Annotated in this window: 15 protein-coding genes and 1 riboswitch; of the genes, 12 read left to right on the top strand and 3 right to left on the bottom strand. The window is 72.1% G+C overall.

Translation table 11 applies throughout. The features are described from left to right. Window positions 1–44: 44 nt before the first annotated feature. Window positions 45–1,307: an ROK family protein gene (locus ACFY1U_RS12195; protein ID WP_390694034.1), complete on the bottom strand. Its 1,263-nt coding sequence runs from the start codon at window positions 1,305–1,307 to the stop codon at window positions 45–47. 290 nt (window positions 1,308–1,597) lie between these two features. On the opposite strand from ACFY1U_RS12195, the gene ACFY1U_RS12190 reads away from it, so the two are divergent. After that, window positions 1,598–2,569, top strand: coding sequence for a TauD/TfdA dioxygenase family protein (locus tag ACFY1U_RS12190; protein WP_390694033.1), 972 nt, complete (start codon window positions 1,598–1,600; stop codon window positions 2,567–2,569). On the opposite strand, the gene ACFY1U_RS12185 is transcribed toward ACFY1U_RS12190, so the two are convergent. Then, on the bottom strand, window positions 2,553–4,160 hold the full coding sequence (locus tag ACFY1U_RS12185) for a PucR family transcriptional regulator (protein WP_390694032.1): 1,608 nt from the start codon (window positions 4,158–4,160) through the stop codon (window positions 2,553–2,555). The genes ACFY1U_RS12190 and ACFY1U_RS12185 overlap by 17 nt on opposite strands. Window positions 4,161–4,403: 243 nt before the next feature. Between ACFY1U_RS12185 and ACFY1U_RS12180 the strand changes: the two genes are divergently transcribed. Both ACFY1U_RS12180 and ACFY1U_RS12175 read left to right on the top strand, forming a co-directional pair. Beyond that, on the top strand, window positions 4,404–5,675 hold the full coding sequence (locus tag ACFY1U_RS12180) for an aspartate aminotransferase family protein (RefSeq protein WP_390694031.1): 1,272 nt from the start codon (window positions 4,404–4,406) through the stop codon (window positions 5,673–5,675). 249 nt (window positions 5,676–5,924) lie between these two features. Continuing rightward, window positions 5,925–7,364 (top strand): NAD-dependent succinate-semialdehyde dehydrogenase, encoded by a 1,440-nt coding sequence (locus ACFY1U_RS12175; protein ID WP_390694030.1) that lies wholly within the window; start codon window positions 5,925–5,927, stop codon window positions 7,362–7,364. A gap of 69 nt (window positions 7,365–7,433) precedes the next feature. Here the strand turns inward: ACFY1U_RS12175 and ACFY1U_RS12170 are convergent, their stop codons facing one another. Beyond that, the gene (locus ACFY1U_RS12170; protein WP_390694029.1) at window positions 7,434–7,880 is read right to left on the bottom strand and encodes a hypothetical protein; all 447 of its coding nucleotides are present in this window, start codon (window positions 7,878–7,880) and stop codon (window positions 7,434–7,436) included. 404 nt (window positions 7,881–8,284) lie between these two features. Here ACFY1U_RS12170 and ACFY1U_RS12165 point away from each other — a divergent pair, with 404 nt between their 5' ends. From ACFY1U_RS12165 to ACFY1U_RS12125, 9 genes are all read left to right on the top strand, one after another. Continuing rightward, window positions 8,285–9,028 (top strand): hypothetical protein, encoded by a 744-nt coding sequence (locus tag ACFY1U_RS12165; protein WP_390694028.1) that lies wholly within the window; start codon window positions 8,285–8,287, stop codon window positions 9,026–9,028. 113 nt (window positions 9,029–9,141) lie between these two features. Continuing rightward, on the top strand, window positions 9,142–9,252 hold the full coding sequence (locus tag ACFY1U_RS12160) for a putative leader peptide (RefSeq protein WP_390694027.1): 111 nt from the start codon (window positions 9,142–9,144) through the stop codon (window positions 9,250–9,252). A 57-nt stretch (window positions 9,253–9,309) separates the two neighbouring features. After that, window positions 9,310–10,206, top strand: coding sequence for a glutathione S-transferase C-terminal domain-containing protein (locus ACFY1U_RS12155; RefSeq protein ID WP_390694026.1), 897 nt, complete (start codon window positions 9,310–9,312; stop codon window positions 10,204–10,206). Window positions 10,207–10,272: 66 nt separating this feature from the next. Next, window positions 10,273–10,382, top strand: a riboswitch (SAM riboswitch). Between the two features lie 31 nt (window positions 10,383–10,413). Continuing rightward, window positions 10,414–10,572 carry a hypothetical protein gene (locus ACFY1U_RS12150; RefSeq protein WP_390694024.1) on the top strand — a complete coding sequence of 53 codons (159 nt, stop codon included), beginning with the start codon at window positions 10,414–10,416 and terminating at the stop codon, window positions 10,570–10,572. 160 nt (window positions 10,573–10,732) lie between these two features. Next, window positions 10,733–11,713, top strand: coding sequence for an amino acid ABC transporter permease (locus ACFY1U_RS12145; protein ID WP_390694023.1), 981 nt, complete (start codon window positions 10,733–10,735; stop codon window positions 11,711–11,713). After that, on the top strand, window positions 11,710–12,507 hold the full coding sequence (locus ACFY1U_RS12140; RefSeq protein ID WP_390694022.1) for an amino acid ABC transporter ATP-binding protein: 798 nt from the start codon (window positions 11,710–11,712) through the stop codon (window positions 12,505–12,507). Before ACFY1U_RS12145 ends, ACFY1U_RS12140 begins: the two co-directional genes overlap by 4 nt. Before the next feature lie 81 nt (window positions 12,508–12,588). Then, window positions 12,589–13,611, top strand: a complete 1,023-nt coding sequence (locus ACFY1U_RS12135) for a transporter substrate-binding domain-containing protein (protein WP_390694021.1) — start codon at window positions 12,589–12,591, stop codon at window positions 13,609–13,611. A 72-nt stretch (window positions 13,612–13,683) separates the two neighbouring features. Further along, the gene (locus tag ACFY1U_RS12130; RefSeq protein WP_390694020.1) at window positions 13,684–14,409 is read left to right on the top strand and encodes a GNAT family N-acetyltransferase; all 726 of its coding nucleotides are present in this window, start codon (window positions 13,684–13,686) and stop codon (window positions 14,407–14,409) included. Window positions 14,410–14,468: 59 nt separating this feature from the next. Continuing rightward, complete coding sequence (locus ACFY1U_RS12125; protein ID WP_390694019.1) at window positions 14,469–14,579, top strand: putative leader peptide; 111 nt, start codon at window positions 14,469–14,471, stop codon at window positions 14,577–14,579. The last annotated feature ends 9 nt before the right edge of the window (window positions 14,580–14,588 follow it).

Genomic DNA, 14,588 nt, shown 5'->3' with positions numbered 1-14,588 from the left:
CGGCACCGCGTGGGTGCCCACGGCGCGGCCCGCGGCGATGGCCATCAGCCACTCGTCGGTGTGGGGGACCTCCAGGGCGGCGGCGAGTGCGGGGCGGCCGTGTCGGCGAAGGACCGCAGGGGGCTCTTGAACAGCGGGTCCAGGACGATCGTGGCGGCGGCCACGACCAGGATCGCCGGCCCGGCGTGCGGGATCTGGATCCGGTCGGGGTCGTCGCAGACGTGTGCGTGGGCGATCGCGGCCGTCCTGATCTCTTCGAGGTACTCGGGCTGGAGCGTGCTCGACGTCTCGGTGATCACCACGAGGTCCGGGTTGAGCACGTCGAGCAGCAGCCCCGTCGCCCGGCCCACCGCCTGCGCGCGCTCCCGCAGCAACGCGTCGGCCCGCCCGTCGCCGGCCGCCGCCGCGTCCGCCAGCAGACCGATGTGCGCGTCGGGGACGATGCCCCGCTCCACCGCGCGCCGGGTCAGCCGGGTGTCGGAGACGGTCGCCTCCAGACAGCCGGTACGGCCGCACGGGCAGGCCACCCGACTGCCCGGCGCCGGCAGATGCGCCACATCCCCCGCGCCCGAACGCGGCCCGCTGTGCACCACGCCGGCGATCGACAGGGCGGCGTCCACCACGTTGCCCACGAAGAGGTGCAGCAGGGAGCGCCGTGCCTCGGGCCGGCCGAACAGCAGCTCCGACTGCGCGACGGCGCGTGCATGGTTGTCCACCCGCACGGGCAGCCCGGTGTGCCGCCGCAGCTCGGCCGCCAGCGGGCGCTGGTGCCAGCCGAGCGCGTCGTGCCGTACGACCGTGCCCGTCTCCGGGGCCACCCAGCCGCCGATCGCCGCGCCCGCCCCGAGGACCCTCGCGCCGGCCGGGGTGCGCTCGGCGATGAAACGGGCCAGCGCGCGGCCCAGGTGGTCCGGGAGGTCGGCGGCCGGAATCCCGTCGTGCCGGAGCTGCCGGCGGGCCACGACCGTGCCGCGCAGATCCGTCAGCCCGAAGTCCGCGCCGGGCACCCCGATGTGCACGCCCGCGACCAGCGGCCCACCCGCACTGCCGGTCCGCAGGTCCACCGGGATCTGCGGCCTGCCCACCCCGCTCGCCGCGACCAGCTCCGGCACCTCGCACAGCAGGCCGAGGCGGGCCAGGTCGGCGCACTGCCGGGAGACGGCCGCCGGGCTCAGCCCGGACAGCCGGGCTATGCCGCTGCGGGCCACCGGACCGTGGTCGAGCACGGCCCGCAGCACCGACGCGGCATTCGCCTCCCGACGGCCGTCGCCCGAGGTGCGCGCGGCAGGGGGAACAGTCGTCGACATGGCAGGCCTTCTCGGTCTCGCGGTTTCCGGTCTGAGGGACAGAGTCCAACATGCCGTGTCCCCGGCCGGTTTGGCGACCGCCGGTGGCCGGGACCGCGGCCGGCATGGCGGGCGTGTTGCAGGGTCGTGAAACGGACCGGGGGAGTGTTGACCGGCGTGCGGCGGGCCGCCCAAGCTCGTTGAGGAACACCAACTCCCCTGTCGTTCTTCACCATGCGGGCTTCCACCTGCCCTGATTTCCTTCCGCTCAGGAAGCAACCAATCGCCGTCACCTCGCGAAGGGCCCTTCCATGACTTCCACCGCACCCGCCGCGACCCTGACCGTCGAGAAGGTCGGCGGCCGCATCGGCGCCGTCGTCTCCGGTGTCCGCCTCGGCGGCGACCTCCCCGAGCCCGTCGTCGCGGCGATCCGTGCCGCGATCCTGGAGCACAAGGTCGTCTTCTTCCGCGACCAGCACCATCTCGACGCCGACAGCCACGAGGCGTTCGGCCGGCTCCTCGGCGAGCCCGTCGCCCACCCCACCGTCCCCTCCGTCGACGGCAAGTACGCCTTCGGCGTCGACAACGACCACGGCGGCCGCGCCAACCAGTGGCACTCCGACGTGACGTTCGTGCCCGCCTACCCCGCCTTCTCGATCCTGCGCGCCGAGGTCGTCCCGCCGTACGGCGGCAACACCCTGTGGGGCAACACGGCCGCCGCGTACGCCGAACTCCCCGACGCACTCAAGCTGTTGGCGGACAACCTGCGGGCCGAGCACACCAACGACTACGACTACGCCGAGGCGCGCCCCGAAGCCCGCGCCGACGAACTGGACCAGCACCGCAAGGTGTTCACCTCCACCAAGTTCCGCACCGACCACCCGGTGGTCCGCGTGCACCCGGAGACCGGCGAACGCACCCTGGTGCTGGGCAGCTTCGTCAAGCGGCTGGTCGGCCTGCGCGGCCCCGACTCGCGGGCGGTCATCGGCGTCCTCCAGTCGCACGTCGAGCGCCCGGAGAACACCGTCCGCTGGCAGTGGCGCTCCGGCGACGTCGCCGTCTGGGACAACCGGGCCACCCAGCACTACGGCGTCGACGACTCCGGCGACCACACGCGCACCCTGCGCCGCGTCACCATCGACGGCGATGTGCCGGTGGGCGTGGACGGCCGCCGCTCGGTGCTCCTGGAACCGACGTCGGTGCCGGAGCCGACGTACGGGATCGCCTCCGGCGCGTCCACGGACGGCAAGGTCGCCGAGGAGGGCGTCAACGTGCCCGCATGACGTCCAAGGCGGCCAGCGCCACATGCAGTTCGGTGCGCTGTTCGCCCGCTTCCAGGTCGCAGTCCAGCAGCCGCTCGATGGTGCGCAGGCGCTGGTAGACGGTCTCCCGGGACAGGTTGCCGCGGCGGGCCGCGGTGGTCTTGTTGCCGGCCGCGTCGAGGTAGTGGCGCACAGTGGCCAGCAGATCCGTGCCGTGCCGGGTGTCGTGCTCGACGAGTCGGCCGAGCTGTCGTTCGGCGTAGTCCTGGACGCGGATGTCCTCGCGCAGTGCGTACAGCAGGCGGCGCAGGCCGATGTCGGACAGTTCGTGGAAGGAACGGCCTTCGGGCAGGGGCAGTCCGGGCAGGGCCGCCTCCGCCGCGCGGCCGGCCTCGCGGAACGAGCGGGCGGCGTCGGCGAGTCGGTCGACCTCGGAGCCGACGCCCACCACCGCCCGCGGGTCGAGGGCGAGCGCGGTGCGGCTCAGCCGTTCGACCGTGGGCCGCCACGGCCGGGCGGCGCGCAGGGCGAGAAGGATGCCGAGCCGGCCAGCGGCCAGGACACCGACGAGCGCGGGCACCCCCGCGGACCGCAGCTCCTCGGACAGCCTGCCCTCCGCCGCGTCGTCCACGCGCGTGTCCACCAGTACGGCGAGAAAGCCGCAGTCCTCGGCGGGCAGGCCCAGCGCGGCGAAGCGGGCGCGGGCGTCCTCGGGGGAGTGGTGGCGCTGTTCGGCCAGTTCGCGCAGGGCGCTGCGATGCGCGGTGCGCTCCCAGGGGGTGGCGTGGATGAGCCGGGCGACGGTCAGGGCCATCGCCGTCCGCTCCAGCACGGTGACGTCCTCGTCCCGGAACTCCCCCCTGCGGTCAGGGCCCGGGAGCATCACGGCCCGGCCCCAGCGCTCGCCCTGGTACTCCACCGGCGCGACGAGCCAGCCCTCGCCGCCGCACACCTCGGTGCGCTCGCGGGACGGCACGCCACGGGAGCGCTGCTCCCAGCCGGTGAGCGCCTCGGCCACCGTGCTGCCGGAGGGTTCGCAGATCAGCGCCTGGTGCACCAGGTTCTCCAGCACGACGGTACGGCCGCTCATCTCGGCCGCCGCGCGCACCACGTCCCCGGGCCCCGCGCCGCGCAGCGTCAGCGCGGTGAACGCCTCGTGGATGCGCTGGGTCCGGCGCATCGCGTCCGTCTGGTTGCCCAGCAGGAGGGCATGGACGACCTGGGTGACCTCCAGGAAGTTGACGTCCGCCGCGAGCGTGACGAGGGGCAGACCGCGGGCCCGGCAGGCGTCGACGAGAACCCCGGGCGGACGGTGGTAGCGCCGTACCAGCTCGATGACCAAAGCTGCCGCCCCGACGTCGGCGAGTTCGTCCACGTACCGGCGCACTCCGGCCGGCTGCTCGGGCAGGGGCATGCCGGTGGTCAGGACGAGTTCGCCGCCCTTGAGGAAGGACGCCGGGTCGGTCAGTTCGGTGATGTGGACCCAGCGGACGGGCCGGTCGAGGCGGTCCACACCGGTGACGACCTGCGGCTGCCCCGCGGCCAGCACGGGCAGGGCCAACGCGTCGGCGACGGTCAGCGGACGGCTCGCCGGGTCGGCGTTCTCACGCATGGGGCCTCGTCTCGGGCATCGGGACGGCCTGCCCGGACACTGTGACAAGCGGTGCTGACCTGCGCAAGACGCCCCTGACGCGCGTCCCGGCGCCCCGCGTCGGCGCAGTGCCGGGCAGCGCGGCTGACAGACCGTCCGAACACCGTGTTCACGCTGGACAGTTCAGGCGTTGCGGCCGACCGCGGGCCGCCGGGACGCTCGAAGGACGGGAGCAGCCGACACCGCACGGCCCAGGAGACGAACATGACCGCACTGTCGCCGCACCTTCGCCAGGCCACCCCCGTCGTGGCGGCCCGGGGCGAGGGCGTCCACCTCTACGGCGAGGACGGCCGCCGCTACCTCGACTTCACCGCCGGCATCGGCGTCACCAGCACCGGCCACTGTCACCCCAGGGTCGTGGCGGCCGCCCAGGAACAGGTCGGCACCCTCATCCACGGCCAGTACACGACGGTCCTGCACGAGCCGCTGCGCCGCCTGGTCGACAAGCTCGGCGAGGTCCTGCCGGCCGGCCTGGACAGCCTGTTCTTCACCAACTCCGGCAGCGAGGCCGTCGAGGCCGCCCTGCGGCTGGCCCGCCAGGCCACGGGCCGCCCCAACGTCCTGGTCTGCCACGGCGGCTTCCACGGCCGTACCGTCGCCGCAGCCTCCATGACCACCTCCGGCACCCGCTTCCGCTCCGGGTTCTCGCCGCTGATGAGCGGAGTGGTCGTCACGCCCTTCCCGACCGCTTTCCGCTACGGCTGGGACGAGGACACCGCCACCCGATTCGCCCTGAAGGAACTCGACTACACCCTCCAGACCATCTCCTCGCCCGCCGACACCGCCGCGGTCGTCGTCGAACCGGTGCTCGGCGAGGGCGGCTACGTGCCCGCCACCCGCGCCTTCCTGGAAGGCCTGCGCGAACGCGCCGACCGCCACGGCTTCCTGCTCGTCCTCGACGAGGTGCAGACCGGCGTCGGCCGCACCGGCCGCTTCTGGGGGCATGACCACTTCGGGGTCGCCCCGGACATCCTGGTCACCGCGAAGGGCCTGGCCAGCGGCTTCCCACTGTCCGGGATCGCGGCCTCCGAGGAACTGATGAGCAAGGCGTGGCCCGGCTCGCAGGGCGGCACCTACGGCGCCAACGCCGTTGCCTGCGCGGCGGCTTGCGCCACACTCGACGTCGTACGCGACGAGAAACTCGTGGAGAACGCCGAGGCGATGGGCAAGCGGCTGCGCACCGGCCTGGAGGCGGTCGCCGAGCGCACCCCGGCCATCGGCGACGTACGCGGCCTCGGCCTGATGCTCGCCTCCGAGTTCGTCACCGAGGACGGCAGCCCCGACCCCGACACCGCCGCCCGCGTACAGCGGGCCGCCGTCGACGAGGGCCTGCTCCTGCTGCTGTGCGGAGCCTGGAACCAGGTCGTACGGATGATTCCCGCCCTTGTCATCGACGAGACGGCTGTGGACGAGGGGCTCCGGGCGTGGGCCACCGCGGTCGAGGCCGGTACATCGGGGTCCTCCGCCACCCGATGACGGACGCCTCAAGCGGCCTCGGCGAAGGCCGTGGCGGTTCGGCAGCGGCGCCCCAAAGGGGCGCGGGGCTGTCTCCATGTGCGGCTCCGCCGCGATGGGGGTCCCCCGCTCGAGCGAAGCCGAGAGTGGGGGAGCGACCAGCCCCGACGGTGCCGCAGACGATCGACGGCACATCAGGGCCCTGCGGTGCAGCCGCGATTCCGCACAACCGGCGGAGCGCCCCGCCGCCGGACGACCAGGAGAGACCTCATGACCGACACCCCCACGCAGCTCTTCATCGGCGGCGCCTGGCTCGACGCCTCGGACGGCGCCACCATGCCCGTCGACGACCCCGCGACCGGTGAGATCCTCTGTCACGTCGCCGACGCGGGCCCCAAGGACGCACGGCTCGCGGAGGACGCCGCCGTCAACGCCCAGCAGGAATGGGCCCGCACGGCACCCAGGGCCCGCAGCGAGATCCTGCGCCGCGCGCACGAGATCCTCCTCGCCCGCACCGACGAACTCGCCCACCTGATGACCTCCGAGATGGGCAAACCGCTGGCGGAGGCACGGGGCGAAGTGGCCTACGCCGCCGAGTTCTTCCGCTGGTTCTCGGAGGAGGCGGTCCGCGTCGACGGCGGCTACGGCACCCTCCCCGACGGCAAGGGCCGCATGCTGCTCTCCCGCCGCCCCGTCGGCCCCTGCCTGCTGATCACCCCGTGGAACTTCCCCCTCGCGATGGGCACCCGAAAGATCGGCCCGGCGATCGCGGCCGGCTGCACGATGGTCCTCAAGCCGGCCCCGCAAACCCCCCTGTCCAGCCTCGCGTTGGCCGCCGTCCTGAAGGAGGCGGGCCTGCCGGACGGCGTCCTGAACGTCGTCACCACCTCCCGCGCGGGCGAGGTGTGCGAACCGCTCCTGCGCGGCGGCCGGATCCGCAAGCTGTCCTTCACGGGGTCCACGGCCGTCGGCCGGCTGCTGCTCGCCCAGTGCGCCGACACCGTCGTACGGACGTCGATGGAGCTGGGCGGCAACGCGCCGTTCATCGTCTTCGACGACGCCGACCTCCAGGTGGCCGTGGACGGCGCGATGGTCGCCAAGATGCGCAACATGGGCGAGGCGTGCACGGCCGCGAACCGCTTCTTCGTCCACCGCGCGGTGGCCGAGGAGTTCGCACGGCGCCTCGCCGCACGCATGGGCGCCCTCGTCGTCGGCCCCGGCACCCGGGACGGCGTCGACGTCGGCCCCCTGATCGACGCGGCGGGCCGGGCCAAGGTCGAGGAACTGGTCGCCGACGCGGTCGACCGCGGCGCCACGGTGCTCGTCGGCGGCCGTACCCCCGAGGGACCGGGCTGCTTCTACCCGCCGACGGTCCTCACCGACGTCGCCCCAGGAAGCCGTCTGATGGACACGGAGATCTTCGGTCCGGTCGCCGCGATCCTCACCTTCGACGACGAGGACGAGGTGGTGAGCCGCGCCAACGACACCTCCTGGGGCCTGGTCGGCTACCTCTTCACCGAGGGCCTGGACCGGGCGCTTCGGGTCAGCGAACGCCTGGAGGTGGGCATGGTCGGCCTCAACACCGGCCTGGTGTCCAACCCGGCGGCCCCGTTCGGCGGCGTCAAGCAGTCGGGGCTGGGCCGGGAGGGCGGCCGCGTCGGTATCGAGGAGTTCCTGGAGTACCAGTACCTGGCGATCCCGGTGAGGTGACCACCCCCGTGGGGAGCGCGGAGAGGCAGGCCGGCCAAGAGGAGAGATCACTACTCTGTCCGTGTGCTGTCATACGACGAACTGACGCCACCCGAGCGTGAGTTGTGGGACGCGTTCCCCGAAGGGCGCCGCGTGGATCTGCGGTCCGGCGTGGCCGAGGACGACCGTGTGGCGGGCGGCGGGCAGTGGGGGCCCGGGCGGACCGTCCGGGCCGAAGTGATCGTCGCGCTGCTGCTCGGCGCGCACTCCGTGCAGCCCGGCGCGGTGGGCGCCCTGGCGCTCGCGGGCGCGCGGATAACCGGCCGGATCAACCTGGCCGGTGCGCGGATCGATCACCCTCTCTGGATCGAGGACTGCTGGTTCGAGCAGGACGTCAGCTTCTTCGGGGCCGAGACCCGCACCGTCGCGCTCACCCGCAGCCGGGTGCCCGGCCTCGAAGCCGGGTCGGCGCGCATCGAGGGACGTCTCGACCTGCTGGGGTCGACCGTGGAGGCCGGCCCGGTGTCCGCCTTCCACCGGGAGCTCAGCGCCCTGTCCCTCACCCACGCGCACGTGACCGGCGGAGTGAACCTCAACAAGGCCCGGCTGCTCGCACCCGAGGGGTGGGCCCTGTCGGCCGGTGGCCTGGTCACGGACGGAGGTGTCTTCTGCGGGGGCGGATTCGTCGCCCACGGTGAAGTCCGGCTGCTGGGCGCGCAGTTGCCGGGCGGACTGTTCATGCAGGGCGCACGGCTGGAGCGCCCCGGACCGCGCGGGGTCGCCCTCGCCCTGGACAACGCCGTCGCCTCGACGCTCGAGTTCTCCCGGGGCTTCACCGCCAACGGAACCGTGCGTCTGCGCGGTACCCGGGTCTCGGACAACGTGACCTTCCAGGGAGCCGTCCTGAACGGGCCTCCCGGCGGCGACGGCCCGGCCCTGCTGTGCGCGCTAACGGGCCTCCCGGCGGCGACGGCCCGGCCCTGCTGTGCGCGCTCATGCAGGCCGTCGACTTCGACCTCACCCTCGCCCGCCCGCCGTCCCAGGCGGTGGACCTGCGGGGCGCGCAGGTGTCGTACCTCCACGACAACGAGCACAGCTGGCCGGCCACGGTGGAGCTGGACGGCTTCGTCTACGGCTCCATCAGGGTGGCCGTGGCGGGCGAGCGGCGGGAGGCGGTGGGCCGGCCGGACTCCGTGGCACACCGCATACGGTGGATACGGCGCAGCCCCGGCTACAGCCCCCAGCCGTACGAGCAGCTGGCGAGCTGGTACCGCACGGCCGGCCACGACGACGACGCCCGCCGGGTGCTGCTCGCCAAGCAGCGGCACCGGCGCCGCACGCTGCGGCCGGCGGCCCGTGCCTGGGGGCAGTTGCTGGACGCGACCGTCGGCTACGGCTACCGCCCCTGGCTGGCGGGTGTCTGGCTGTTCGTGCTGACCCTGCTGGGCACCCTGACGTTCGGCGCTCACCGTCCCACACGGGTGCAGGCGGGTGAGGGGCCACCGTTCCAGCCCCTCGTCTACACGCTCGACCTGTTGATCCCGATCGGCGGTCTGGGCCAGCGCACCACCTGGTACTGGACGAGCGGCACCCTCCAGTGGCTGGCCTATCTGCTGATCGCCTTCGGCTGGGTGCTGACGACGGCCGTCATCGCGGGTGTGAGCCGAGCCCTGCAGAAGAACTAGGCGAGGGAGCAGCGTCCACCGCGCTGTCCGTATTGCGGGACGGCCCTCTTGACGTGGCTCCGAGCCGGACCGACACTCCAGAGGAGAATCCTAGTGAATAGGTAGGGAAACGCATGGGGCGCCTTGAGCCGGTCACCGTCCGAGTGATCCGTCCGCCTCTCCTCACCTCCCGCCGTCACATCGATCTGCAGCGTGTCTGCAGTGCGATCAGCCCCCGGGGCTGAGTCCGCCCGACGTCGCTTCCGCCGCGCGTACGTCCGCGCCCTCTCCCGGGGAGTTCCATGTCCATCACACCGCTGGCCGCCCACACCTCCGTCCGGTCCGCGCCCGCCTTCCGCGGCCGGATCGGCAGCGACGCCCGCAGCGGCCACTACGCCGTACCGGGCCGCTACCGCCTCCATCTGTCGACCGCGTGTCCCGACGGCCTGCGCATCGCCGTCCTCCACAGCCTGCTCGGCCTGGACACCGTCTGTCCGGCGACCTTCCTGCCCGCCGTCCCCGACACCCCCGAAGGCAGCCACTGCGCCCTGCGCCCGCTGTACGAGGCGAGCGCGCACCACTACACCGGCCCGGCACTCGCGCCCGTGCTCAGCGACGACTGGTCCGGGCGGATCGTCAGCACACACGCCCCGGACATCATGCGCGACCTCGCCCGCCGCTTCGGCGGCGACCGCCCCTCGCCCTACCCGTGCGGCGCGGAGTCGGAGATCGAGGCCGTGGAGCGGATGTGCGCGCAGGGCATCGAGGACGCCGCGCAGCGCGCCGGATCGGCCGGCGGTGAGGAGTCGGAGCGCGCGGCGGCGCTGGAGACGCTGCTCGAAACGCTCGGTGCACTGGAGCGGTGGCTGGTCGGGCGGACGTACATGATCCGCGACGAAATCACCGCCGCGGACATCGAGTTGTGGGTCGCACTGGTGCAACTCGACACCGTGCACCGCAATCACCTGGACGCCGGTGCCGTCCAGCGGATCGCCGGCCATCCCACCCTGTGGGCCTACGCCCGCCGGCTGGCCGCCCACCCGGCCTTCGGCGCCCATCTCGACCTGGACGGCATCGCCCGCCGCCACCACGCCCGTTGCCAGGGCCTGGAGGCCGCCGGAGCCGCTGTCCAGATCCTGGACTGGGCGGCCCATGCATCCGACCGAAACGGGACAGGCTCGCAGGTCAACGGGAATTGAGTCGTTCCACACAGTGGACCGGCGTTGACATTCCTTCGGGCAATTGTTTTAACTACGAACCAGAACGGTCATGAGTGTCAGCGACAAGCCCTGGCTAGCTGACCGGCAACCCTCGCTCCGCGGTGGGGTGCCCCAGGTGACGACCGGACCGGATGACGTTTCGGTAAGCGCGAGGCCCACAGGGGCCGGAACAGTGATGGTGACGCCATGTACGCAGCTCCCAGGACGGTCGCACGCCGCCCTCAGGGCTGCGTACAGCCGTACGCGAACCTGCTGAACCTGTTCGCCGCCGACCGCGCCGTCGATCTGCTCCGTGTGAACAGCGCACTGTGTACCGCGCCGGGCTGTGCCCGCTGCCGGGGCTGACACCTCCCCGCAGCCCCCGCACTCCCTGACGAACACCGCCCCGCGGTGTGTCGTTGTCCTCCCCGCCCCCCGGTGCCCCTGCACACCCGTGCGCTGAGCAAGCCGCTTCGGCGCACGGCTGCCGTGGCAAGTGGGGTGTCCGACTCCGCCGGAGCCCACCATGAGTGAACCCCCTGGCGCGACCGTCGCCCTCGCCGACGCGCCGCCCGCCGACGAACAGCCAAAGCCCCTCGCCGCACAGCGAGTTCTGCCGCTGCGCAGGCCGGGACGCTGGATCGCCACCGCCGTCGTCCTGGTCCTCGCGGCCCAGTTCGTGCACGGACTGACGACCAACCCGTTCTACCAGTGGGACCGCTTCGGCTACTGGTTCCTGCGGCCGAACATCCTCGACGGCCTGGTCATCACCCTCGAAGTCGCCGCCTACAGCGCGGTGTTGGGCCTGGCCGGCGGTATCGTCCTCGCCCTGGCCCGGCTCTCGAAGAGCCCGGTGCTGAGAGCCGTCAGCTGGACCTACATCTGGGCGCTGCGCTCCATACCGCTCATCGTGGTGCTGCTCTTCCTCTACAACTTCAGCGCCCTGTACAAGACGTTGAGCGTCGGCGTCCCCTTCGGACCCGCCTTCTTCTCCTTCGACGAGTCCAAGCTCGCCAGCGACATGGTCGTCGCCGTCATCGGCCTCAGCCTCAACGAGGCGGCCTACGCGGCCGAGGTGGTCCGCGGCGGCATCCTCTCCGTCGACCAGGGCCAGCACGAGGCGGCGGCGGCCCTGGGTCTGCCGAAGAGCTACCAGTTCACGAAGATCGTCTTCCCGCAGGCGCTGCGCTCGATCACCCCGAACTACGTCAACCAGCTCATCGGCCTGATCAAGAGCACCTCGCTGGTCTTCTACGTCTCGCTGCTCGACCTGTTCGGCACCGCGCAGTCCATGGGTTCCACCTACCCCGGCGACATCGTGCCGCTGCTGCTGGTCTCCACCGTCTGGTACCTGATCCTGACCAGCGTCGTCTCCGTCATCCAGTTCTATGTCGAGCGGTACTACGCCCGGGGCGCCACCCGCTCCCTGCCGCCGACGCCGTTGCAGAAGCTCCGCACCGGTCTCACCGACCTGCGAGCCCGTATCCGCAGGGAGGCCGCCGTATGAGCGCGAAGACCCTCGAGCCCCTGGCCGACGTGGAGGCCGCCACCGTCGAGGTGCACGACGTGCACAAGTGGTACGGCGCCCACCGCGTGCTCAACGGCATCGACCTGACGGTACGGCCGGGCGAGGTGACCGTCATCCTCGGCCCGTCCGGCTCCGGCAAGTCCACCCTGTTGCGGGTCATCAACCACCTGGAGAAGCCGGAGATCGGCCACGTCAGCATCAACGGCGAACTGATCGGCGTGAAACGGCACGGCGACCGGCTGAAGGAGCTGAGCGAGCGGGCCATCCTCACCCAGCGCGGCCGGATCGGTTTCGTCTTCCAGAACTTCAACCTCTTCCCGCATCTGACGGTCCTGGACAACGTGGCCGCCGCTCCGGTCGCCACCGGCAGGCTCAGCAAGCCCGAAGCGCAGGAACTGGCCCGCGAGTTGCTCGGCCGGGTCGGTCTCGCCGACAAGACCGGCGCCTACCCGCGCCAGCTCTCCGGCGGCCAGCAGCAGCGCGTCGCCATCGCCCGCGCCCTCGCCCTGCGCCCCGGCGTCATCCTCTTCGACGAGCCCACCTCCGCCCTCGACCCCGAACTCGTCGGAGAGGTCCTGGCCGTCATCAAGGACCTGGCGACCAGCGGGACGACTCTTGTCATCGTCACCCACGAGATCGGCTTCGCCCGCGAGATCGCCGACCGGGTCGTCTTCATCGACGGCGGACGGATCGTCGAACAGGGCCCGCCCTCCGAGATCCTCGACAAGCCGCAGCACGAGCGCACCAGGGACTTCCTCAGCAAGGTCCTCTGACCCCGGAACACGCCCGGCGCGCCCCACGACTTCCCCCCACGCCACCCTCCTCATCACCCTCCTGAACGACAAGGAACGGCCATGTCTGTCCACTTCACCCGACGCAGCCTGATACGCGGCATCACCGCGGCGACCGCGGTCGCCACTCTCGCCACCGGGCTCGCCGCCTGCGGTGGGAACAGCGACGCGGCCACCACGACCGGCGCCGCAGGCGGGACCGTGACCGTCGGACAGCTCTCCAACGGCGCCGCCAAGCAGACCGGCCTCAAGGTCTCCGAGGTGAAGTCGATCAGCGCGGAACTGCCCAAGTCCGTCAAGAGCAGCGGCAAGCTGGAGATCGGCGTCGGCGCCCTGCCCGCCGGTTTCGCGCCGCTGGCCTACGTCGGCAGCGACCAGAAGACCCTCACCGGCGCCGAGCCCGACTTCGGCCGCCTGGTCGCCGCAGTCCTCGGCCTCAAGCCCGAGCTGAAGAACTTCACGTGGGAGAACCTCTTCGTCGGCATCGACAGCGGCAAGGTGAACGTGGCCTTCTCGAACGTCACCGACACCGAGGAGCGCAAGAAGAAGTACGAGTTCGCCTCCTACCGCAAGGACAACCTCGGCTTCGAGGTGCTCAAGTCCAGCAAGTGGAACTTCGACGGCAACTACGAGAACCTCGCCGGCAAGACCGTCTCCGTCGGCGCCGGCACCAACCAGGAGAAGATCCTCCTGGAGTGGAAGAAGAAGCTGGAGGGCGAGGGCAAGAAGCTCACCGTCAAGTACTACCCGGACCGCAACGGCACCTACCTCGCCCTGAACAGCGGCAAGATCGACTCCTTCTTCGGCCCCAACCCCGGCATCGCGTACCACATCACCCAGTCCGCGAGCACGCCCAACCCGACGCGCAACGCGGGCACCTACTCCGGCGCAGGCGCCTCGCTGCAGGGCCTGATCGCCGCCACCGCGAAGAAGGACAGCGGCCTGGCCAAGCCGCTCGCCGACGCCATCAACTACCTGATCAAGAACGGCCAGTACGCCAAGTGGCTGGCCGCCTGGAACCTCTCCAACGAGGCCGTCGCCAAGTCCGAGGTCAACCCGCCCGGCCTGCCGCTCGACAACTCCTGACCGCCACCGACAGGGGACCCCGCCGCCCCGCGGCGGGGTCCCCGCCCAGGCCCCCTCGGAGACCGCCCCACGATGTCCGCCACCAGCATCGAAGCCACCTCCTCGCACCTTCTGGACAACCCCGCCTGGGCGGCCCTCACCGGCCCGCACGCGCACTTCGCCGAACGCGTAGGCCGCGCCGCCCGCTACCGGCAGGACGTGGCCCCCTTCTACGCCATCACCGACACCGGCGACCCGCGGGCCTGGGCCGACCTGGCCACCCTCGTCGGCCCCGCCGGCACCGCCTCGGTGCGTGGAGTGACCGAGGCGCCGGCCGGCTGGGAGATCCTGCGCACGGGACAGGGCGTCCAGCTCGTGGACACCGGCCTGCGCGCCGAGCCCGATCCCGAAGCCGTTCGGCTCGGCGCCGACGACGTACCCGAGATCCTCGACCTGGTCGCCCGCACCCAACCGGGCCCCTATCTGCCCCGCACCGTCGAAATGGGCACCTACCTCGGCATCCGCCACCGCGGCCGGCTGATCGCCCTGGCCGGCGAACGCCTCCACCCGCCCGGCTGGACCGAGATCAGCGCCGTGTGCACCGACCCCGCCCATCGCGGCCGGGGCCTGGCCACCCGCCTGGTCCGCGCGGTCGCAGCGGGCATCAAGGAGCGCGGCGAGCGCCCCTTCCTGCACGCCAGGGCCACCAACGCCGACGCCATCCGGCTCTACGAGTCGATCGGCTTCACCCTGCGCCGCCGTACCGTCTTCTCGCTGGTACGGCCGACCGCAGCCGCCGCCCTGGAAGAAACGGCATAGCCGTGGCGTTGTCCTTGTCGAAGGCTGACTGTTCGTGCGTTCGGGCGGAGGTGTGGGACGTGACACGTGTACTCCGCGTCCGTGCCCACAACCCGCGCCACCGCATCCGCCTGCACTCCCGGCCCCACATCGACCTCCAGCGCGTGGCCGGCGCCCTCTGTTGCTCCTGACCGGTTTCT

The organism is Streptomyces sp. NPDC001351 (assembly GCF_042896045.1).
Classification (GTDB): Bacteria; Actinomycetota; Actinomycetes; order Streptomycetales; family Streptomycetaceae; genus Streptomyces.
Note: the sequence above shows the minus strand (reverse complement) of the source record. Positions and strands in the feature narration are given on the sequence as shown.

Excerpts from the sequence above, each read along its gene's own strand:
- ACFY1U_RS12195 (WP_390694034.1), bottom strand. The coding sequence starts at position 1,307 with ATGTCGACGACTGTTCCCCCTGCCGCGCGCACCTCGGGCGACGGCCGT.
- ACFY1U_RS12190 (WP_390694033.1), top strand. The coding sequence starts at position 1,598 with ATGACTTCCACCGCACCCGCCGCGACCCTGACCGTCGAGAAGGTCGGC.
- ACFY1U_RS12185 (WP_390694032.1), bottom strand. The coding sequence starts at position 4,160 with ATGCGTGAGAACGCCGACCCGGCGAGCCGTCCGCTGACCGTCGCCGAC.
- ACFY1U_RS12180 (WP_390694031.1), top strand. The coding sequence starts at position 4,404 with ATGACCGCACTGTCGCCGCACCTTCGCCAGGCCACCCCCGTCGTGGCG.
- ACFY1U_RS12175 (WP_390694030.1), top strand. The coding sequence starts at position 5,925 with ATGACCGACACCCCCACGCAGCTCTTCATCGGCGGCGCCTGGCTCGAC.
- ACFY1U_RS12160 (WP_390694027.1), top strand. The coding sequence starts at position 9,142 with ATGGGGCGCCTTGAGCCGGTCACCGTCCGAGTGATCCGTCCGCCTCTC.
- ACFY1U_RS12155 (WP_390694026.1), top strand. The coding sequence starts at position 9,310 with ATGTCCATCACACCGCTGGCCGCCCACACCTCCGTCCGGTCCGCGCCC.
- ACFY1U_RS12150 (WP_390694024.1), top strand. The coding sequence starts at position 10,414 with ATGTACGCAGCTCCCAGGACGGTCGCACGCCGCCCTCAGGGCTGCGTA.
- ACFY1U_RS12145 (WP_390694023.1), top strand. The coding sequence starts at position 10,733 with ATGAGTGAACCCCCTGGCGCGACCGTCGCCCTCGCCGACGCGCCGCCC.
- ACFY1U_RS12140 (WP_390694022.1), top strand. The coding sequence starts at position 11,710 with ATGAGCGCGAAGACCCTCGAGCCCCTGGCCGACGTGGAGGCCGCCACC.
- ACFY1U_RS12135 (WP_390694021.1), top strand. The coding sequence starts at position 12,589 with ATGTCTGTCCACTTCACCCGACGCAGCCTGATACGCGGCATCACCGCG.
- ACFY1U_RS12130 (WP_390694020.1), top strand. The coding sequence starts at position 13,684 with ATGTCCGCCACCAGCATCGAAGCCACCTCCTCGCACCTTCTGGACAAC.